The organism is Herbiconiux gentiana (genome assembly GCF_024978135.1).
Classification (GTDB): Bacteria; Actinomycetota; Actinomycetes; order Actinomycetales; family Microbacteriaceae; genus Herbiconiux; species Herbiconiux gentiana.
The window spans coordinates 65,123-84,686 of record NZ_JANTEZ010000007.1; the positions used below are offsets into that span (position 1 = coordinate 65,123).

The following is a 19,564-nucleotide window of genomic DNA, read 5'->3' on the forward strand; positions in this document are numbered from 1 at the left end:
CGAAGGTGCCGCCGCCCTAGGGCGCGGCCGTCCCCGCCTCGAACCGAGCCCCCGGCAGCCGCCGGCGGATCACGTCGATCGCCGCCTCGTTCTGATCCACGAGCACGTAGTTGCGCCCGAGCGCCGCCGCCACCGCCCCAGTCGTGCCGCTCCCGGCGAAGAAGTCGAGCACCCAGTCGCCCTCGCGGCTCGACGCCTGCACGATCCGCCGCAGCACGCCCTCGGGCTTCTGCGTCGGATACCCCGTCTTCTCCCGCCCCGTCGGCGACACGATGGTGTGCCACCAGACGTCGGTCGGCAGCTTGCCCCGCGCCGCGCGCTCCGGCGTCACGAGCCCGGGCGCCATGTACGGCTCGCGGTCGACGGTCTCCGAGTCGAAGTAGTACGTGGCCGGGTTCTTCACGTACACCAGGATCGTGTCGTGCTTCGTCGGCCACCGGTTCTTCGACTTCGCGCCGTAGTCGTAGGCCCAGATGATCTCGTTCAGAAAGCACTCGCGCCCGAACAGCGCATCCAGCAGCACCTTCGCATAGTGGGCCTCGCGGTAGTCGAGGTGCAGGTAGAGGGTGCCGTCGTCGGCGAGCAGCCGCCACGCCTCCACCAGCCGCGGCTCGAGGAACGACCAGTAGTCGTCGAAGCGGTCGTCGTACTGCAGCAGGTCGCCCTTGATGCGGTCGTAGAGCCGCCCCTTGAAACCGGCGTAGCGGCCGGGAACCGGTTCGACCTCGGCGACCGGCGCGGGCTCTGCGGGCGGTGCGCCCGTGGCGGCGGCCGGGGTGTCGGCGGCGACCGCGACATCCGGATGCCCGACCGACGCCGAGGGCAGCGGCACCCGCTTCACCGTGGTGGTGCGACGCGCCTGCGACCGGCCGGTGTTGAACGGCGGGTCGAGGTAGATCAGCGTGAACGACCCGTCGGCGAACGCCCCGATCAAGGGCAGGTTGTCGCCCTGGATGACGAGCCCCTCGCCCCGGGCGTCGTCGTCGAAGTCGTCGAGGGGCGATCCGGCGACAGGCATTGCCCAATTCTGGCAGTTCCAAGGTCGGCGGCGTATCGTCGGGCCCGATGAGCACCATGATCCGCAACGAGCCCGGGCAGAGCCGCTACACCATCGCTCTCGACGACCAGGTCGCGGGGTTCGCCGACTACCAGCTCGAAGGATCCCGCATCGTCTTCACCCGCACCGAGGTCGACCCCCGCCGCCGCAAGGCCGGCCTCGCCGGAGCGCTCGTCGAATACGCCCTCGACGACGTGCGCACCTCGAGCGCCCTCACCGTGGTGCCGCAGTGCAGCTTCGTGGCGCACTTCATCGACGCGCACCCCGACTACCAGGAGCTCGTCGACCGAGGCTGACCTCTGGCGGATCTCTGGCGGACCTCTGGCGGCGCCGATCGGGCCTCCGGGTGGATGCTGGTGAGCGAGCCGTTCGTGTCACAGCGGCCGCGACCCGAGGGGCGGATGCCGATGAGCGACGAGATCCGAGCGAGCACCGGCGGCGCGTCGATCCGCGCCTGGGTCGGCCGGCTCGCCGAACCGGTGGGCGACCCCGGCGGGGGTGCCGCCTCGGGCGTGATGCTCGCCATGGGATGCGCGCTCACGTCGATGGTCGCGGGGTACACGCGGCACGAGCATCCGCTCGAGGCCGACGCCGTGAAAGAGCGAGCGGATGCCCGCCGCGAACGCGCCCTCGAGCTAGCCGACCTCGACGCGCAGGAGTCGGCGGAGTTCGGTGCCGCCTACCACGAGCCGCGCGGCGAACCCCGCGACGCCGCGGTCACCGCCGCCGGATCGGCGGCCGCCCGCACCTCGGCCGACCTCGCGCAGCTCGCCTCGGAGGCCCTCGACGACCTGGCGGCGCTCGCCCCGCTGGCACCGCCGTTCCTGCGCCCCGACGTCGCCGTGGCGGAGGCCGCCCTGCGCGCCGGGCTCGCGGGGGCGCGCACGAACCTCGACGCCGACCTGGCGGAGGTGGAGCGCCATCGCCCAACCTCTAGTTGAGATAGTCTCATGATCGTGTAGGGTGGGCCGGTGTTGCCGCTCCGCCCGCCTCCGACCGTCGTCTCGGTGGCGCGCGTGGCGGGGCGCGTGGCGGCGCTCGACGGGCTGCGCGGGCTGGCCGCGCTGGCGGTGGCGCTCGGTCACGCGCTGCTCGTCGTGCGCGAGAACGTCGTGGCCGACTGGCTCGGCGGGTCGGCGCTCGCCCTCACGACGAACGGGTTCAGCATCGCCGCCTCGCACGCGGTCTGGCTCTTCTTCGTGCTCTCGGGCGTCGTGCTGACGAAACTCGCCACCCGCGGCCCGCCGGGCACCTTCGACTACGGTCGGTACACCCTCTCGCGCCTCGCCCGGCTCTACCTGCCGGTCTGGGCGGCGCTCGCCTTCATGGTGGTCACGGTGCTGCTGGTGCGGCGCACGAGCAGTGGGTTCGGGGCGTGGGTCGACGGGCATCCGACGCATCTCGACCCGTGGGCGCTACTCAACGACGCCACCCTGCTGACCGGCACCAGCGGGGCGCTCTCGCCGCTCTGGACGCTGCAGTGGGAGGTGCTGTTCTCCCTGCTGCTCGTGCTGTACCTCGCGGTGCTGCAGCGGGTGCCGGCCGTGCTGGCGCTGGTCATGCTCGTCGCCTGCTCGTCGCTCGGCGGGGTGCTCGGCAACCCCACGCTGCTCTACCTTCCGATGTTCGGGCTGGGCGTCGTGCTGGCGCTGAACTGGGCGGCGCTCGCCCGGGCGGCCGCTGGGCTCGACGCGGTGGTTCGGCGGCGGCGCGGGGGCGTGACGGTGACGACGGTGGTCGCGCTCGCGCTCACCACAGAGGCGGCCTTCCTGGGCTGGCAGCTGACGACGTCTCCGCTGATCGCGCCGCCGGCCCGCTCGGCGCTCGAGACCGTCGGGCACCTTGCGGCGTCGATGCTGCTGATCCTACTGGCCGGCCTCTGGCCGCCCGTGCGCCGCGCCTTCTCGTCGCGCCCGCTGCAGTGGCTCGGCCTGGTCTCGTTCAGCCTGTACCTCGTGCACGAGCCTGTCCTCCTCGCGGTGGTGCGCCTGGCGGTGCCGGCGCACGACGCGGCCTGCACCCTCGGCCTCTGCCCGCCGGCTCCCGCCGGCTTCTCGGCGCTGCCCGGCTCGGCGCTGACCGACGGCTTCTCGGCGCTACCCGGCTCGGCGCTCGCGGATCTCGGCGCGCCAGGCATCGTCCTCATGGCCGTCGTGGCGATCGCCCTCTCCCTCGCGGTAGCTGCCGCCTTCCACCGCCTGGTCGAACGCCCGGCCCACCGCTTCGCCCAGCGCCTCCGCGCGGACTCACCACATCCTCGACTGAACCGCACCGGCGGAACCCCGTGACTCATCCGACCCTCACGACAGCGGACGTCGCCGTCGCCCCAGCAGGGGCCGCCATCTGGGTGGCCCTCGCCGTCGCCGTCGTCGCGCGTGTGACGGCGACTGCGATCCGAGCTCGCAGAGCCCGCCCTGGTCGGGGCACCGCCGATCGCACCCGCCGACCACCCGACCGACCGAGCTCGACGATGACCGTCGATCTCGCCCGATCGGTGGTGCGGCCCATCCTCGATTCGGGCGGGGTGCAGTCGAGCGCATTCGGCTGGGCGCCGGCCGCCGAGCACGTCCTGCTCCCTGATGAGCCGACATCTGCGGCCGAATCGGTCCTCGGCACCGACCGGCCGACAGACGAATCGACGTGAATGGCAACGCAGTTGTCGGGCGTCCACAGTCGACGAAGGCCCGGCGGAAGAGTGTGATTCGATTGCCGCATGCTCACCGACGAGAACCACGATCACCCGCAGCACCGCGACGCAGCACCGGGCAGCTCGGCTGGAGACGGCAGCCTCCTGGCCGGTGAATCTGATGCGGGGCGGCGATTCGCCGTGGATGCCGGGGGCGACATCGCCAGCACCCCGCTGCAGCTCGAGGAGGCCGCGAAGGTCGCCGAGCGCGAGGGGTTCGACGGCGTGCTCGTCACCGAGACGAGGCACGACCCGTTCGTGGCGCTGACGCTGGCCGCCCGCGCCACCGAGCGCGTGCGCCTCTCGAGCGCCATCGCCGTGGCCTTCGCCCGCAACCCGATGAACACGGCCATGCTCGCGAACGACCTGCAGCTCGTCTCCGGCGGACGCTTCGTGCTGGGCCTCGGCTCGCAGGTCAAACCGCACATCGAGCGCCGCTTCTCGATGCCCTGGTCGCACCCGGCGAAGCGCATGCGCGAGTACGTCGAGGCGATCCGCGCCATCTGGGCCAGCTGGGAGACCGGCGAGCGCCTGCGCTTCGAGGGCGAGTTCTACTCGCACACGCTCATGTCGCCCGTCTTCAGCCCCGGGCCGAACCCGCACGGCAATCCGCGCATCGCTCTCGCGGCCGTCGGCACCCTGATGACCGAGACGGCTGGGGCGGTCGCCGACGGGTTCCTCAGCCACAGCTTCACCACGGCGCGCTACCTCCGCGAGGTCTCGTTGCCGGCGCTCGAGCGCGGGCGGGCATCCGCCGACCGGGCCGGCGAGCCGGTCGAGGTGAGCCTGCCCGCGCTGGTGGCCGTCGGCCGCACCGGTGCCGAGCTCGACACAGCGATCGCCGCCATCAAGAAACAGATCGCGTTCTACGGCTCGACCCCCGCCTACAAGGGCGTGCTCGAGCTGCACGGCTGGGGCGAACTGCACGAGCGGATGCACGCGGGCTCCGTCAAGGGCGAGTGGGACGCCATGACGCAGCTCGTCACCGACGACGTGCTGGCCGAGTTCGCCGTCGTGGGCTCGCCCACCGAGGTCGCGTCCCAGCTGCGGGAGCGCTTCGAGGGCGTGGTGCAGCGCCTCTCGTTCTCGACCCCCTACGAGGTGCAGCCCGACGTCTGGCCCGAACTCCTGTCCGCCCTGAACACCTAGCCCAGAGGCGGGCGCGCCCGTCGAAAAGATCTTCGATAATCGAGATTTCGTCAGGTCATTCTGATAGAATCTCAGTATGTATCCGGACGCTTTGCTCGACAAGATCGCCGACGATCTTCGGGTCGTCGTGGGGTCGGTCGCGGCTGGGGTGGGCGGGCTGTCGGATGACGATTTGCTCGAGCTCATGGCGAAGCTCGAGGCGGTCGGGCGACTGTCGTCGGCGGGGCAGATCAGGGTCGCCGGGGAGGTCGCGGTACGGTCGCGCCGCGAGCTCGGTGAGGAGGGGCTGAGCCGGTCGCAGAACTTCACCTCGCCGGTCGCGCTGCTCGCGAACGTCACCGGCGCATCGGCGAAAGAGTGCAAGGCCCGGCTCGAATTGGGGAAGCGGCTGCGGGGCGAAGTGCTGCTCGGTGGCGGCGAGGGGCCGGCGCCGTTCCCCCTGGTCTCTGAGGCGCTCGACTCGGGTGCGCTCCCGATCGAGGCGGCGGCCACCATCGTTCGTCGGTGCACCGAACTCGCCGACCGCGGATGCTCGCCCGACGTCGTGACAGGTGCCGAGGAGACCCTCGTCGACAAAACTCTTGCCTGCCACTTCTCGGCCGACGAGACCGCCAAGATGGCCATCCACCTCCGGGACGTGCTCGACCCCGACGGCGCCGAACCTCGGGACGAGATGCACCAACAGCTGCGGTCCCTGACCCTCTGGCAGTCCTCCGACGGGATGGTCCGCGGGAAGTTCGCACTGATGCCGGAGCAGGGCGGCATCTGGATGTCGAGCCTACAAGCGATGCAGAGCCCGCGCGTGAGTGGTCCGCGGTTCATGGAGGAGGGCGACTACGTCACCGCCGACGATCGCACGGCGGCGCAGAAGAACGCCGACACCATCACGGAACTGATCGCCCGGGCAGCCGGCGCCGAGGACATGCCCCGCATCAACGGGGCCACGACGACGGTCAACCTCCACATGACGCTCGCCGATCTCGAGGCCGGGCGCGGAGTCGGGTACATCGACGGACTCGACGAGCCCGTGCCCGCGTCGACCGTGGCGCAGCTGCGCTGCAGCTCGCCGATGGCGGTGACGCTCTTCGGTGACCGGGGCGAGGTCCTGTTCCACGGCAAGACGAAGCGGCTCTTCACCGCCGCGCAGAACCGGGCACTCGCCGCCAGGGACGGCGGATGCGTGTGGCCCAACTGCGACCGCCCGCCCTCGTACTGCGAGACGCACCACGTCGACGAATGGGTTTCGGATGATCATCCGCCGGGTCGAACCGATATCGACAACGGCGTTCTGCTGTGTCACTTCCACCACTCGCACCTGCACAAGGCGGACTGGAAACTGGTCATGCACGACGGAGTGCCGCATCTGATCCCGCCCCGATGGAATGATCCCGAACAAACCCCGATCCCGACCACACGCCGACGCACCATCACACGCCCGGCAGCGTGACAACGCGCCCACCTACACAAACCAGTCACAGTCATCGAGGGCAAGCGCGAAGCGCGCGGCAGTACACGGCTGCCGCGCGCTGACGCGCTTGCCCGAGATGGTCATAGCCGGGCCAGAAGGCCCGTCGCCTCGACACGGCCTCGACGAAGACCGGCCGGTTCAGAGAGGTCAGCGCGCGACGTAGGCCGCGAGCGCGTCCGCCGCGAGCTGGTGGTCGACCACGTCGGGCTCCCCCGACGCCGTGATCGTGCCGAGCAGCTCCCCGCGCACGAAGAGCGGGATCGAGCCGCCGTGGGCCCGCATCACCGCGTGGTCGACCCCGGGCTCGTCGAGCCCGTCGAAACGGGTGCCCGCCGCCTCGTGCCGGCGCCGCACGAGCAGCGAGGGCACACCGAAGTACACCGCCACCGCCGCCTTACCCGCGAGCCAGAAGTCGTTCTCGGGCCCGGTCGCACCGAGCTTCGCCCGGAACACCAGGTCGCCCGCCAGCACGATGTCGACCGCGAGGTCGAGACCCCGGGCACGGATGAGGTCGGCGGCGATCACACCGAGGTCGAGAGCATCCGACTTCGAGAAGGACGGCACGTCGAAGACCGGCGCCACCTCGAGGTCGTCGACGGTGAACACAGGAAGGGGAGAGGACGAGCTCACGGAACCCGTCCGATCCACTCGGGCGTCGCGAACTTCGTGCGCACCAGCTCCTCGGCAGCGGCCCGCTCCGACGGAGTGATCGACGACGGCACCGCCCCGTACAGCCCCGTGAAGGTTGCGATCAGCCGGTCGATGATCTCGGCCCGCGGCAGCCCGGTCTGGCTGCGCAGCGGATCGACGCGCTTGGCGGCCGAGGTGGTGCCCTTGTCGCTCATCTTCTCGCGGCCGATCCGCAAGACCTGGGTCATCTTCTCGCCGTCCATGTCGTAGCTCATGGTGGCGTGGTGCAACACGGCGCCGTTGCCGAGGCGCTTCTGCGCGGCCCCGCCGATCTTGCCTTTGACCGATGAGATGTCGTTCAGCGGCTGGTAGAACGCCTCGATACCGAGCGACTTCAGCGCGGTGATCACCCACTCGTCGAGGAACGCGTAGGAATCGGCGAAGCTCATGCCCTGCACGAGCGCGGCCGGGGCGTAGATCGAGTACGTGACGACCGAGTTCGCATCCATGAACATGGCGCCGCCGCCCGAGATGCGGCGCACGACCTCGAAGCCGTACTTCGACGCGTTCGCCGCGTCGACCTCGTTCTTCAGCGACTGGAAGCTGCCGATCACGACCGCCGGCTCGTTCCACTCCCAGATGCGCAGCGTGGGCTTGCGGTGCCCCTCGCCCACCTCGTTCGTGAGCACCTCGTCGAGCGCGAGCTGCATCTGCGGCGTCTCCGGCCCGGTGTGGATGAGCTGCCACTCGTACGCGTCCCAGCTCGTCGCCCGCGCGAGCGACCGCCGCACCGCGACCGCCACCGCCTCGGGCGTGAAGCCGAGCAGCACCGCCCCCTCGGGCAGCGCACCGCGCACGGCCGCCGCGATGGTGGCGGCGTCGCTGTCGGCGGGCAGACCATTCACGGCCTCGTCGATCAGCGGCAGCGCGTCATCGGGCTCGAGGAAGAAATCGCCGGCCAGCCGGAAGTTCTGGATGCGCCCGTCGACCTCGTCGAGATCGACCACCACCAGCTTGCCGCCGGGCACCTTGTATTCACCGTGCATGGGTTCAGCGTAGCCCTGGCCGCCGACAGGGCGGCAGAGCGGATGCGCGGCCGCTCAGCGCGGGAGCCGGAACCGGTGCTCGGGCCGCCCGGTGCTGCCGTACCGCAGCTCGACGAGCAGCTGCCCGTCGTGCGCGAGCGCCGACAGGTAGCGCTGCGCCGTCGCCCGTGAGATGCCGAGCTGCGCGGCGACCACAGGGGCTGACAGCGCATCCGGAGACCCCGCCAGCGCCTCGAGCACCGACTGCTCGGTCGGCGAGCGCCGCGCCGAGGACGGGGCGGCCGAGCCGTGCAGCACCCGCCGGGCCCGGTCGATCAGCTCCTGCGAGAGCTCGGGCTGACCGTCGAGCAGGTTTCGGTACCGCGTGTAGCCGCGCAGCACCTCGGCGAGCGCCTCGTCGGCGAAGGGCTTCACGAGGTACGCGAACGCCCCGCGCTGGAACGAGGTGCGCACCGCCGCGGCCGTCACCGCCGCACTCAGCACGATCGCGTCGAGGTCGTAGCCGCGCACGAGGTCGAGGCCGGAGCCGTCGGGCAGGTAGATGTCGGCGAGCAGCAGGTCGGGCCGGGTCTGCTCGATGGCGAGCCGTGCGTCGGCGAGCGACCCCGCGGAAGCGGCCACCGTGTATCCCCCGGTCGCCTCGACGATGCGGGTGTGCAGCCGGGCGACGTGGAAGTCGTCGTCGACGATGACGACACGCAGCTCGCTCATGAGCCGTCCTCCTTCTCGAACTGGCCGTGCAGCTCGGCGCAGAACACGGCTCCGTGGTCGGATGCCCCGGCCATCGCGAGCCAGAGCCGACCCCCGTGGCGCCGGGCGACGTCGGCCGAGAGGCGCAGTCCGATGCCGTGGCCGTGCACGGGCTCGGGGCCGGGGCCGGGGCCGGCGCCCTCCGCTCGCTGCTCGGGGGAAGCGTCGGCCGGAGCATCCGCCGCCGACCCGGCACCCGCCCCGTCCCCCGAGTCCATCACCGACAGATGCAGCTCGTCCCCGTGCCGCAGCGCCTCCACCTCGACCCACCGGGGTGTGCGCCCCGAGCGCGCGGCGGCGTCGATCCCGTTGTCGACGAGGTTGCCGAGCACGGTCGTGACGTCCTCCGGATGCACGAGCGAACCCACCACGTCGGCATCCGGCCCCACCCGCAGCATCACCCCGCGCGCCTCGGCCTCGGCCGCCTTGGCACCGAGGAAGGCCTGCAGGTACGGCTCCCGCACGAGCTGCGCGTTCTCGACCGGGAAGCGCACCGGACCGTGCCCCGCGACCCCGTCGAGGTACTCCAGCGCCTGCGCCGTGTCGCCCGCACGCACGAGTCCCGACACCACGTGGATGCGGTTCGCGAACTCGTGCCGCTGCTCCCGGAGCGCTCCGGCCAGCGTGCCGACCGCGGTGAGTCGGCGCGTGAGGTCCTCGACATCGGTGACGTCGCGCACGATCACGACGCGGCCGAGCAGCCGCGCATCCCGTCGCACCTCGTGCACGTCGACGTAGAGCAGGTGCCCGGCGACCAGCAACGGCTCGGCGAGCGCGCCGACGCCCGCACCCGACGACCCGGCCACCCTCTCCCGAACAACCGCATCCGTCACCACGTCATCGAACTCCCGCCCCACCGCGCCTGGCAGCGAGATCCCCAGCAGCGCCGCGGCCCGGTCGTTGCACACCGTCACCACGCCGTCGGTCGACAGCCCCACCACCCCGTCGTCGACCCCCTGCAGCACGGCCTGCTGGTCCTGCACCAGACTGAGCAGCTCCTCGGGTTCGAGCCCGAGGGTGGTCGCACGCAGCCGCCGCGTGATGAACGCCGCGAGCACCGCCCCGACGCCCAGGGCGAGGGCGGACGAGAGAGCGACGGGCAGAGCATCCGTCAGCACCGTCGACCACACCTCGGCCGGCGGCAGCCCCACGCTGACCTCGCCGACCACCCGGCTCGGATCGGCCAGCCCGTAGATCGGCACCTTGGCGCGCGCCGAGTCGCCGAGGGTGCCGCTCTCCCAGCTGACGGTCTCCTGCCCGGCGAGGGCCGCGTCGGGGCTGGTCGAGACCTGGTCGCCGATCTCGTCGGGGTTCGGATGCGCCAGCCGTCGCCCCGTGTCGTCGGTGACCACCACGAATAGCGCTCCGGTGCGCTGCTCGATCGCGCGGGCGTAGTCGTCGACCGTGCCGTCGATCAGCTCGGCATCCGTCGAGGGCGTCGCGCGGTCGCTCTCCGTCTCGGCCGCCTGACGCACCGACGGCGTCTCGGCGACGCTCTGCGCGACCCGGAGGGCCGACTCCTGCGTCTGCTGCACGAGCCGGTTGAACCCGGTGAGCGCGAACAGCGCGACCGTGATGAGGGAGACGAGGATCATCGCCGCCACGATGGAGCGGTTGACCTGGGTGGTGAAGGGGGCCCGGCGCGCCAGGGTGCGGCCGCGCATCCGCTCGCCCGTCTGCAGCCTCGTCGCCATGCCCGAATGCTAACCCCGCGGCCGGTGACCCGATGAGCAGAATGCGCAGAACGAGCGCAATGCGGTGTTCGCGGCAAATGCGCAGTAGCGCGCGCCGGCACCGGGCCTGTTCCTAGTCTTCCGGAAACAGACGAAGGAGTCTCCCGTGCTCGTACTACTCGGATTCGGAATGGTCGCCGCCTTCATGGTGCTGATCATGACCAAGCGCATGACGCCCGTGCTCGCCCTGATCATCGTGCCGACCATCTTCGGCCTGTTCGCCGGCGCAGGCCTCGGCATCGGCGACATGGCGCTCGACGCGATCGGCGGCCTCGCCCCCACCGCGGCGCTGCTGATGTTCGCCATCATCTACTTCGGTCTGATGATCGACGTCGGGCTGTTCGACCCGCTGGTGCGGCTGATCCTGCGCCTCGTCGGCAACGACCCCGTGAAGGTCGTGGTGGGCACCGCGCTGCTCGCCTCGGTCATCTCGCTCGACGGCGACGGATCGACCACCTTCATCGTCGTCACCAGCGCCCTGCTGCCGATCTACCTGCGCCTCGGCCTCAGCCCCGTGGTGCTGACCTGCGTCGCGGGCCTCGCCAACGGCACCATGAACATCCTCCCCTGGGGCGGGCCGACCGCCCGGGCCGCGGCGGCGCTCGAGCTCTCGCCGAGCGACGTGTTCACGCCGATGATCCCGTCGATGCTGGCCGGCCTCGCCGTCATCTTCCTGTTCGCGTGGCACCTCGGGCGGCTCGAGCGCAAGCGGCTGGGGTCGCTGGCGCTGCCGGGTTCCGAGGGCGAGGTTCCGGATGCTCGTGCCGGCTCGGCGCGAGGCGGGCTGTTCCGGCGCCCGTCGGCTCCGCGTCCCGGGGTCGGCGGTTCCGGCCGTTCGGGCGGCTCGGGTCGTTCGGGCGGCTCGGCGCGCACCGCCACCCAGGTCGAGCGCATCTCCACCGGAGCCCTGCAGGCCCTCGTCAACCCGGCCGACACCGCCATGGCCGACACGATGCTCGACCCGAACCGTCCCACCCTCCGCCCGAAGCTGTTCTGGTTCAACCTCGTGCTCACCGTGGCCGTGATGGTGCTGCTCGTCGCCGACGTGCTGCCACTCGCCTACGTCTTCATGGCGGGCAGCGCGGTCGCGATCCTGGTGAACTTCCCCCGGGTCTCGCAGCAGGCCGAGCGCATCGTCGCCCACGCCCCCTCGATCGTCGGCGTCGTGTCGATGGTGCTCGCGGCCGGCGTGCTGATCGGCGTGCTCGAGGGAACCGGCATGGTCGACGCCATGGCCGCCTGGGTCGCCTCCTCCATCCCCGCCTCGCTGGGCGCGTTCTCGGCCGTGATCACGGGGCTCCTGAGCATCCCGATGACCTTCTTCCTGTCGAACGACGCCTTCTACTTCGGCATCCTCCCTGTGCTCGCCGAGAGCGCCTCGGCGTTCGGCATCGACCCGGTCGACATGGCCCGCGCGTCGATCACCGGACAGGTCGTGCACATGCAGAGCCCGCTGGTGCCCGCCATCCTGCTGCTCGTCTCGCTGGCCGGTGTGAACCTCGGCGACCACCACAAGAAGGTGCTCTGGCGCGCGGTCATCGTGGCGCTGGTGATGCTCGCGGTGGGCGTCGGCATCGGCGCGATCGGCATCGGGTGAGGGGTCTCACCGATTCTCATCGAGGGGGCGGATGCTCGCCGCGGACGGTCGCGGCGGGCATCCGCTGTGCCCGTGATCGAAACACGGCGATTACACGTCGTTCACGTGGAGCGCGTAGCGTTTGACCATGACCGAAACCGCAGTCCGCGACCAGACGCGCATCGCCTCGTCGAAAGCGTTCCTGTTCGACCTCGACGGAGTGCTCACCCCGACCGTCGACGTGCACATGCGTGCCTGGTCGCGGTTGTTCACCCCGTATCTCGAGGCGCACGGATCCGCGCCGTACAGCGACGACGACTACTACCTCTACATCGACGGCAAGCCGCGCTTCGACGGCGTGAAGTCGCTGCTCGACTCGCGCGGCCTGTCGCTGCCCGACGGCACGCCCGACGACCCGGCCGGCGAGGGCACGGTCTGGGCGCTCGGCAACCGCAAGAACGACGCCTTCGCGGCGGCCCTGCTCGAGGACGGGATCGCGCCCTACCCGGGCTCGGCCACGATGCTCGAGCGCGCGATCGCCGCCGGGTACGAGGTGGCCGTCGTGTCGAGCTCGCGCAACGCGGAGGCGGTGCTCACGACGGCCGGCATCCGCGACCGCTTCGACGTGATCGTCGACGGCCTGGTCGCCGCCGCCGAGGGCATCTCGGGCAAGCCGGCGCCCGACACGTACCAGCGGGCCGCCGCACTGCTCGGGCTGTCGACCGACGAGTGCATCGTGGTCGAGGATGCGCATTCCGGCGTCCAGGCCGGGCGCGACGGCGGATTCGCGCTCGTGATCGGGGTCGACCGCGGGGTCGGGGCGCAGGAGCTGCTCGACTCGGGGGCCGACATCGTCGTGGACGACCTCGACGAGCTCATCCCCGCCCTGCGCTGACCTCCTTCTTCTCCTGCACTTCTTCGTCCCGGGCGGTTTTCCTCCCCAGGCGCTGCCCCGCGCATCCGCTGTTCGCTAGCATCGATCGACCCGTCACCGCGCACCCTCCCCGAGAAAGCACTCGATGAACCCCATCGCCTCCGACCCGCTCGACCGCAGCCAGTTCCCGCTCGACGAGTGGGCGCTCACCGAAGCCGAGTTCCACACGAACACGCAGGGCCGCACCGAGACACTGTTCGCGGTCGGCAACGGTTACCTCGGCCTCCGCGGCAACTTCGAGGAGGGCCACAAGGCCTATGCCGAGGGAACCTTCATCAACGGCTTCCACGACACCTGGCAGATCAAGCACGCCGAGGAGGCGTACGGCTTCGCCCGGGTCGGCCAGACCATCGTGAACGTGCCGGATGCACGGGTCATCCGCCTCTACGTCGACGACGAGCCCTTCGTGGTGGCCGACGCCGACACCATCGAGTACTCGCGTCGGCTCGACTTCAAGACGGGCGTGCTCGAGCGGGTCGTGGAGTGGCGCACGCCCTCGGGCAAGCGCGTTCTCATCCGCTCGCGGCGCCTGGTCTCGTTCACCGACCGGCACCTCGCCGTCATCGACTACGAGGTCACCATGCTCGACTCCGACGCCTCGGTGCTCATCTCGAGCCAGATCCTCAACCGCCAAGACCGGGTCGACGAGTACACTCCCGTCGCCGGGGCCGGAGGCAACGGCATCGGCGATCCGCGCAAGGCCTCCTCGTTCAGCGAGCGGGTGCTGCTGCCGCGCTTCAAGTGGATCCACGAGGGCCGCTACGTGCTGGGCTACCGCACGGCGAACTCGGGCATGACCCTGGCGGTCGGCGCCGAGCACCACCTCGAGACCACGAACGAGTGGGACGAGTCGGCGCAGATCGACGACGACATCGCCAAGCAGGTCTACCGCGTGCGCGCGAAGGCCGGGCAGCGCATCCGGCTGATCAAGACGATCGCCTATCACACCTCCTCCACGGTGCCCACGACCGAGCTGGCCGACCGGGCGAACCGCACGCTCGACCGCATCCGCGAGACGCCGATCGAAGAGGTGTTCGCGCGGCAGGAGGAGTGGCTGGCCGACTTCTGGCGGCGGTCCGACGTGGTGATCGCCGGGCAGCCGGCCGTGCAGCAGGCCGTGCGGTGGAACATCTTCCAGCTCGCGCAGTCGACGGCGCGCACCGACGGCGGCGGCATCGCCGCGAAGGGCGTCTCGGGCTCGGGCTACGGCGGCCACTACTTCTGGGACACGGAGATCTACGTGCTCCCCTTCCTCACCTACACCTCGCCGCAGGTGGCGCGGAACGCGCTGCGCTTCCGCCAGGGCATGCTGCCCGCCGCCCGTGACCGGGCGATCGAGCTGAACCAGCGCGGCGCCCTGTTCCCGTGGCGCACCATCAACGGCCTCGAGTCGTCGGCGTACTACGCGGCCGGCACGGCGCAGTACCACATCGACGCCGACATCTCCCACGCGCTCTCGCAGTACGTCGCCGCCTCGGGCGACGACGACTTCCTGCGCCGCGGGGCCATCGACATCCTGGTCGAGACGGCGCGCATGTGGGCCGACCTCGGGTTCTGGCGCGGGCGCGAGGGCGACCACGGGCCGCAGACCTTCCACATCCACGGCGTCACCGGGCCCGACGAGTACACCACGGTCGTGAACGACAACCTCTTCACCAACGTGATGGCGCGCGCCAACCTGCGCGCGGCCGTGCGGCAGACCCGACGGCTGCGGCACGAGTGGCCCGACGACTACTCCGCCATGGCGAAGCGCCTCGACCTCACCGAGGACGAGATCGAGGAGTGGTCGGAGGCGGCGGAGGCGATGCACATCCTGTTTGACGCCGACCTCGGCATCCACCCGCAAGACGCGCAGTTCCTCGAGAAGGAGCTGTGGGACCTCGAGAACACACCGGCCTCGAAGCGGCCGCTGCTGCTGCACTTCCACCCGCTGGTGATCTACCGCTTCCAGGTGATCAAGCAGGCCGACGTGGTGCTGGCTCTGCTGCTGCAGGGCGACGAGTTCTCCACCACCGAGAAGCGGGCGAACTTCGAGTACTACGACGCGCTCACCACCGGCGACTCCACGCTGTCAGCCTCGACGCAGGCGATCATCGCGGCCGAGGTCGGCTACCGCGAGCTCGCGCTCGGCTACTTCCAGGCCGCCCTCTTCGTCGACCTGGGCGATCTGCACCACAACACCGCCGACGGCATCCACGTGGCCTCGACCGGCGGCGTCTGGAGCGCCCTGGCGTTCGGCTTCGGCGGCATGCGCGACTACCTCGGCAAGTTCACCTTCGACCCGCGGCTGCCCGAGGAGTGGTCGTCGCTGGTGTTCCACGTGACGATCCACGGCTCGCTGATCGAGGTCGACCTGCACCAGCATGAGATGACCTTCACGATCCTCGGTCCGTCGGCGCCCTCGCCGGCCGCGGCGATCGACGGGGCACCCGGTGCCCCGTCGGCGCCGTCGCCGGCTGCGGCGATCGACGGGGCGCCTGGTGCGGCCGGTGTTGCTGCGGCCGAGGCCGGTGCCACGGCGGGCGGCGCGGGCGACACCACATCGACCATCACCTACGCCTCACCCGAGTCGGGGTCGACCCGCTCGGTCGAGGTCTGGGTGCGGGGTGCGCGCGTGCTGCTCACCCCCGGCACGCCGGTCACGGTCCCGCTGGCCGACGACCGCCCCACCATCGAGGGCGCGCCCACCACCTCCGACATCGAGGGCACCGTGCGCGGCGACGGCTCGGTCATCACCGCCTCCATGCCCACGATCGTCTCCGACGTCGAAGACCCGGAGTCCATCGTCGGCTTCGACTAAGTAAGAAGTACTCACGGTCGAAGACCGCATCCTCGCCGTAAGCTTCAAGCTTCACTAACGCGAGCATTTCTCGCCTAATGTCGAGGACTGGAACATGATGCGATCTCCCCTGCTCGTCGGCTCGGTACTGGCACTCGGCGCTCTGCTGGCGCCGATGGCGACGGTGGCGCCTGCTGAAGCGGCGCTCCCGTCACCGGCACGTTCGCAACTGGTCAGCGTCGCGCGAGGCGCCAGCGACACACTCCCTGGCGATCGAGGTGCAACTTCCCCCTCCGTCTCCGCCGATGGCCGCTACGTCGCCTTCTCCTCCAAGGCGAGCAATCTCACGGATGTCCCCACAGCGGGCATCTCGCAGGTCTACCTTCGAGACGTCATCGACGGAAAGACGACGATGATATCGGCGAGTGCCGGCGTCGCGGGCACCGACAACTCGATCGACCCGGCGGTCTCTGCCGACGGTCGCTACGTAGCTTTCTCGACGAGAGCAGCGAATCTCGGGGTCGCCTTTCCGGGCGGTGTCCAACAGGTCCTCGTCTGGGACCGATTGACCGGATACTTCCAGCTCGCCAGTTCCGCCGATGGCAGCGCCGCCGCCGCGAACACGGCGAGCGGCAAAGCGACTATCTCCGGCGACGGCACCGTGGTTGCTTTTGAAAGCGGCGCGTCGAACCTCACGACCACACCGTCGCGGGGCGTCACGCAGGTCTACGTCCACGATCTGATCGCAAGAACCACCCGAACCGTGAGCGTGGATTCCGCGACTCCCTCGTCGTCGGCGACGGATAGCGCCACACTCCCCTCTATCTCCGCCGACGGACGGCGAGTCACGTTCGTGACCGCATCCGCACTGACCTCGGTGTCGGGTTCCAGAGATCAGGTCTACCTTCGCGATCTCGACTCATCGACGACGTCACTGGTCAGTGCAGATGCAGCCGGAACCGCGGGTGCAAATGAACACGTCGCCTCTGCGCGCATCTCTGCAGACGGCAGAACGGTCGCTTTCGACACCTCGGCGAGCAATCTGACCGGAGAAACGCTCACCGGCGGACCACACGTCTTCACTCGCGACCTCGCGAAGGCAGTAACCACCCTGGTGAGCCGTTCCCAGTCCGGTGCGATCGTCAAGGGCTCACGGCCCAGCGTGTCTGCGAACGGCTCCGCGATCACGTTCTCTTCACTGGAGAACGGAGTGACCGCAGCCACGAACTCCGGAGGGACGGAGCAGAGCTACCTGAGGAACATGGTGACGAACGACGTCATGCTGCTCTCCAAGCCCTGGGCGAGCGGCGGAGCGGCCAGGCCGGGCAACATCCTGCCCGTGAGCTCCGTGGTCTCCGGTGACGGCCGGTTCGCTGTCTTCGTCTCAACCTCGACGAATTTGATCGAGGGCTCTGTGTCGACCGACGACCAGGTGTTCATCCGCAATATCGCCGACACCCCCGATGTCATCCGCGTGGCAGGCGCCGACCGCTTCGAGGTCACCGCCGCGGTCTCCAAACGTCTCTTCAGCGAAGACACGTTCTCGCTCGTCTACGTGGCCTCTGGCGAGACCTACCCGGATGCACTCGCGGCGTCGGCTGCAGCGGCAGCCGTTCGCAGCGTCGGGGCCCCCGTGCTGCTGGTACGGAAGGACGAGCTTCCCGCGGACGTGGCGACGGAGCTGCGCCGCTACCGCCCCCGAAGCGTAGTCGTGATCGGAGGGTCAGCCGTCATCAGCGACAAGGTCGTGACCGAGATCGAATCAGTCACCGGCCGTCCGGCAATCAGAGTCGGCGGCGCCGACCGCTTCGCCACGGCCGCTGCGACATCGGCGTTCATGTTCCACGATGGCGCGAAGGTCGCGTACATCGCGTCCGGGCAGAACTTCCCCGACTCACTGGTCGCCGGCGCTCTCGCCGGCCGCTCGGCCGGACCGATTCTGTTGACCACGCGAGATGACATCCCGACCGCGGTCACCGACGAACTGAAGCGCTTGAGGCCTGAGAAGATAGTCGTCCTCGGCGGCATCAACGCCATCTCCGATTCGGTCGCCGGGGCGCTGATGACCATCGCGCCCGTCTCGAGAATCGGAGGCAGCGACCGATTCGTCGTCGCAGCCAACGCCTCGGCGGCGAACTTCGATGCGTCCACGCGAACGGTCTACGTCGCCTCAGGTGAGAACTTTCCTGACGCCCTGTCGTCCGCAGCCGCAGCCGCGGCCGAGAGCGGCCCCGTGCTCCTCATTCGTCGTGACGGCATCCCTGGGGAGATCGCCTCCGAGCTCCGCAGGCTCAATCCGCGCAAGATCATCATCGTCGGCGGACCGGCCGCCGTCACCGAATCCGTGGCCAGCCAACTTCGAGGCTTCCTCCGGCGCGAGTGATGGCGAGCGTCGGCGAGCGAGCCCACGAGGGATCCCGCGGGCTACCCGGCACAGCCAAGCTACGCCGGCGGCGCCAGGCCGAGGCGCGGGTAGAGGAGCTCGAAGCCCTTCTCCATGCCGCCGCGGATCGCGTCCTGCACGTGACCGGCGCCGGGGACGACGTAGTACGTCGTCTTCCAGCCGGCCGCGGTGGCCGCCGCCGACGCCGAGGCCGCCTCGGGCATGAAGGCCGGGTCGTTACCCCCGACCGTGAAGATCGCGAACGTGTCGGGGTACGCGTGCGCCCCCGAGGTCAGGATGCTCTCCGGCTTCTGCGCCTCGAACGCGGCCGCGTCCCCACCGAAGAGCGAGGCGATCACCTGCTGCGGCTCCTCCGACCCGGGGTACTCCTCGCCCGAGATGTCGAAGACGTTGCCGAAGATCTCCGGATACTTCGCGCCGTACTTGAACGCGCATCCGCCCCCGTTGGAGTAGCCCGCGATCGTCGTGTGGGCCGGATCCTGCAGGATGTTCAGGTTCGCCCGCGCCCAGTTCATGACGTCCTGCACGATGAACGTCTCGGCGTTGCCGAGGGCGGCGGTGTCGGCGCAGACCGGGTCCTGGTTGGGGTCGCCCAGCTGGTCGGCGACGATCACGATCGGCGCCAGGCCGTCGTGCTGCGCGGCATAGGCGTCGAGCGCATCCGCCACGAAGTCGGTCTCGGGGTTGCCCGGCTGCCCCATCATGAGCAGCAGGAACGGCAGCTTGGGCGCGCCCGGCACGAGCGCCGCGGGCGGCAGGTAGATGCCGGCGGGCCGCGACGAGAAGCCCGACGCCGTGGGCGGGATGACCTGCGTGCCCTGGGTGCCGACCGTCGGCATCCCCGCCGGCGCCGTCCAGGTCTCGTAGAGGGGCTTGCCCGCATCCGGGTCGTCGGTCGAGGTGGGGCCCGGTGTAGGCGTCGGTATGACGATCGGATGCTCGACCGTGATGCCGAGGAGCGAGGCCACCGTCGGATTCAGGCCGAAGTACGCGTTCACGCCGAGGGTGCCCGACGCCGCGAACAGCAGCACGCCGAGCACCGCGATCACCTTGCGCCACCACCGCGACCGCCAGAGGTTGACCACGGCGACCCCCACCGCGGCGAAGGTCGCGACCGCGATCGCCTTCACCTGAATGGGCAGCGCGATGCCGAAGGCGTCGGTGAGCTCGGCCCAGGCGATCACCCCGAATGCGACGATCGCCCCGGCGAGCAGCCCGACCAGCACGGTCAGCAGCCAGCGGATGCGCGGCGGACGCACGATCAGGTACCCGAGCACCACGACCGAGAGTCCGACGACGACCCAGATCAGCGGGCCGTCGATGATGGGGAGCTCGAGCAGTGCGTCCACGGG

The 19,564-nt window shown here is 70.3% G+C and carries 16 protein-coding genes; 10 read left to right on the plus strand and 6 right to left on the minus strand.

The genetic code is table 11. The features are described 5' to 3' along the window. Positions 1-16 precede the first annotated feature (16 nt). The gene (locus NVV95_RS15895) at positions 17-1,018 is read right to left on the minus strand and encodes a DNA-methyltransferase (RefSeq protein WP_259487526.1); all 1,002 of its coding nucleotides are present in this window, start codon (positions 1,016-1,018) and stop codon (positions 17-19) included. Between the two features lie 47 nt (positions 1,019-1,065). On the opposite strand from NVV95_RS15895, the gene NVV95_RS15900 reads away from it, so the two are divergent. The 6 genes from NVV95_RS15900 (at position 1,066) to NVV95_RS15925 (ending at position 6,339) form a co-directional block, all read left to right on the plus strand. Next, positions 1,066-1,353 carry a GNAT family N-acetyltransferase gene (locus NVV95_RS15900; protein WP_259487527.1) on the plus strand — a complete coding sequence of 96 codons (288 nt, stop codon included), beginning with the start codon at positions 1,066-1,068 and terminating at the stop codon, positions 1,351-1,353. A gap of 111 nt (positions 1,354-1,464) precedes the next feature. Next, positions 1,465-1,998, plus strand: a complete 534-nt coding sequence (locus NVV95_RS15905) for a cyclodeaminase/cyclohydrolase family protein (RefSeq protein WP_259487528.1) — start codon at positions 1,465-1,467, stop codon at positions 1,996-1,998. 30 nt (positions 1,999-2,028) lie between these two features. Next, a complete protein-coding gene (locus NVV95_RS15910; protein WP_259487529.1) occupies positions 2,029-3,345 on the plus strand; it encodes an acyltransferase family protein in 1,317 nt (438 codons plus the stop codon). 182 nt (positions 3,346-3,527) lie between these two features. Beyond that, entirely contained in the window at positions 3,528-3,701 is a 174-nt protein-coding gene (locus NVV95_RS15915; RefSeq protein ID WP_259487530.1) for a hypothetical protein, read from the plus strand. A 69-nt stretch (positions 3,702-3,770) separates the two neighbouring features. Beyond that, the gene (locus NVV95_RS15920; RefSeq protein ID WP_259487531.1) at positions 3,771-4,892 is read left to right on the plus strand and encodes a TIGR03617 family F420-dependent LLM class oxidoreductase; all 1,122 of its coding nucleotides are present in this window, start codon (positions 3,771-3,773) and stop codon (positions 4,890-4,892) included. Between the two features lie 76 nt (positions 4,893-4,968). Further along, positions 4,969-6,339, plus strand: coding sequence for an HNH endonuclease signature motif containing protein (locus NVV95_RS15925; protein WP_259487532.1), 1,371 nt, complete (start codon positions 4,969-4,971; stop codon positions 6,337-6,339). A gap of 168 nt (positions 6,340-6,507) precedes the next feature. Here NVV95_RS15925 and NVV95_RS15930 read toward each other — a convergent pair whose 3' ends face one another. Genes NVV95_RS15930 through NVV95_RS15945 form a run of 4 tightly spaced genes read right to left on the minus strand, consistent with a single transcriptional unit; the run spans position 6,508 to position 10,480 of the window. Beyond that, complete coding sequence (locus NVV95_RS15930) at positions 6,508-6,990, minus strand: heme-binding protein (protein ID WP_259487533.1); 483 nt, start codon at positions 6,988-6,990, stop codon at positions 6,508-6,510. After that, positions 6,987-8,036 (minus strand): lipoate-protein ligase LplAB, encoded by a 1,050-nt coding sequence (gene lplAB, locus NVV95_RS15935; protein ID WP_259487534.1) that lies wholly within the window; start codon positions 8,034-8,036, stop codon positions 6,987-6,989. Before lplAB ends, NVV95_RS15930 begins: the two co-directional genes overlap by 4 nt. Positions 8,037-8,090: 54 nt before the next feature. Then, on the minus strand, positions 8,091-8,747 hold the full coding sequence (locus NVV95_RS15940; protein ID WP_259487535.1) for a response regulator: 657 nt from the start codon (positions 8,745-8,747) through the stop codon (positions 8,091-8,093). After that, positions 8,744-10,480 carry a sensor histidine kinase gene (locus NVV95_RS15945; RefSeq protein WP_259487536.1) on the minus strand — a complete coding sequence of 579 codons (1,737 nt, stop codon included), beginning with the start codon at positions 10,478-10,480 and terminating at the stop codon, positions 8,744-8,746. Before NVV95_RS15945 ends, NVV95_RS15940 begins: the two co-directional genes overlap by 4 nt. A 169-nt stretch (positions 10,481-10,649) precedes the next feature. Between NVV95_RS15945 and NVV95_RS15950 the strand changes: the two genes are divergently transcribed. The 4 genes from NVV95_RS15950 (at position 10,650) to NVV95_RS15965 (ending at position 18,191) form a co-directional block, all read left to right on the plus strand. After that, positions 10,650-12,116, plus strand: coding sequence for a CitMHS family transporter (locus NVV95_RS15950; RefSeq protein ID WP_375163849.1), 1,467 nt, complete (start codon positions 10,650-10,652; stop codon positions 12,114-12,116). A 127-nt stretch (positions 12,117-12,243) separates the two neighbouring features. Beyond that, positions 12,244-12,990: an HAD family hydrolase gene (locus tag NVV95_RS15955; protein ID WP_259487538.1), complete on the plus strand. Its 747-nt coding sequence runs from the start codon at positions 12,244-12,246 to the stop codon at positions 12,988-12,990. A gap of 124 nt (positions 12,991-13,114) precedes the next feature. Further along, entirely contained in the window at positions 13,115-15,829 is a 2,715-nt protein-coding gene (locus NVV95_RS15960) for a glycoside hydrolase family 65 protein (protein WP_259487539.1), read from the plus strand. A 94-nt stretch (positions 15,830-15,923) separates the two neighbouring features. Next, positions 15,924-18,191 (plus strand): cell wall-binding repeat-containing protein, encoded by a 2,268-nt coding sequence (locus NVV95_RS15965; RefSeq protein WP_259487540.1) that lies wholly within the window; start codon positions 15,924-15,926, stop codon positions 18,189-18,191. Between the two features lie 59 nt (positions 18,192-18,250). Here the strand turns inward: NVV95_RS15965 and NVV95_RS15970 are convergent, their stop codons facing one another. Beyond that, positions 18,251-19,561: an alpha/beta hydrolase gene (locus tag NVV95_RS15970; RefSeq protein WP_259487541.1), complete on the minus strand. Its 1,311-nt coding sequence runs from the start codon at positions 19,559-19,561 to the stop codon at positions 18,251-18,253. Positions 19,562-19,564 lie beyond the last annotated feature (3 nt).

Bases quoted from the DNA above. Each gene is read 5' to 3' on its own strand.
- NVV95_RS15925 (WP_259487532.1), top strand. From the start codon at position 4,969: ATGTATCCGGACGCTTTGCTCGACAAGATCGCCGACGATCTTCGGGTC.
- NVV95_RS15900 (WP_259487527.1), top strand. From the start codon at position 1,066: ATGAGCACCATGATCCGCAACGAGCCCGGGCAGAGCCGCTACACCATC.
- NVV95_RS15955 (WP_259487538.1), top strand. From the start codon at position 12,244: ATGACCGAAACCGCAGTCCGCGACCAGACGCGCATCGCCTCGTCGAAA.
- lplAB (WP_259487534.1), bottom strand. From the start codon at position 8,036: ATGCACGGTGAATACAAGGTGCCCGGCGGCAAGCTGGTGGTGGTCGAT.
- NVV95_RS15895 (WP_259487526.1), bottom strand. From the start codon at position 1,018: ATGCCTGTCGCCGGATCGCCCCTCGACGACTTCGACGACGACGCCCGG.
- NVV95_RS15945 (WP_259487536.1), bottom strand. From the start codon at position 10,480: ATGGCGACGAGGCTGCAGACGGGCGAGCGGATGCGCGGCCGCACCCTG.
- NVV95_RS15960 (WP_259487539.1), top strand. From the start codon at position 13,115: ATGAACCCCATCGCCTCCGACCCGCTCGACCGCAGCCAGTTCCCGCTC.
- NVV95_RS15905 (WP_259487528.1), top strand. From the start codon at position 1,465: ATGAGCGACGAGATCCGAGCGAGCACCGGCGGCGCGTCGATCCGCGCC.
- NVV95_RS15965 (WP_259487540.1), top strand. From the start codon at position 15,924: ATGATGCGATCTCCCCTGCTCGTCGGCTCGGTACTGGCACTCGGCGCT.
- NVV95_RS15950 (WP_375163849.1), top strand. From the start codon at position 10,650: ATGGTCGCCGCCTTCATGGTGCTGATCATGACCAAGCGCATGACGCCC.
- NVV95_RS15915 (WP_259487530.1), top strand. From the start codon at position 3,528: ATGACCGTCGATCTCGCCCGATCGGTGGTGCGGCCCATCCTCGATTCG.
- NVV95_RS15940 (WP_259487535.1), bottom strand. From the start codon at position 8,747: ATGAGCGAGCTGCGTGTCGTCATCGTCGACGACGACTTCCACGTCGCC.
- NVV95_RS15920 (WP_259487531.1), top strand. From the start codon at position 3,771: ATGCTCACCGACGAGAACCACGATCACCCGCAGCACCGCGACGCAGCA.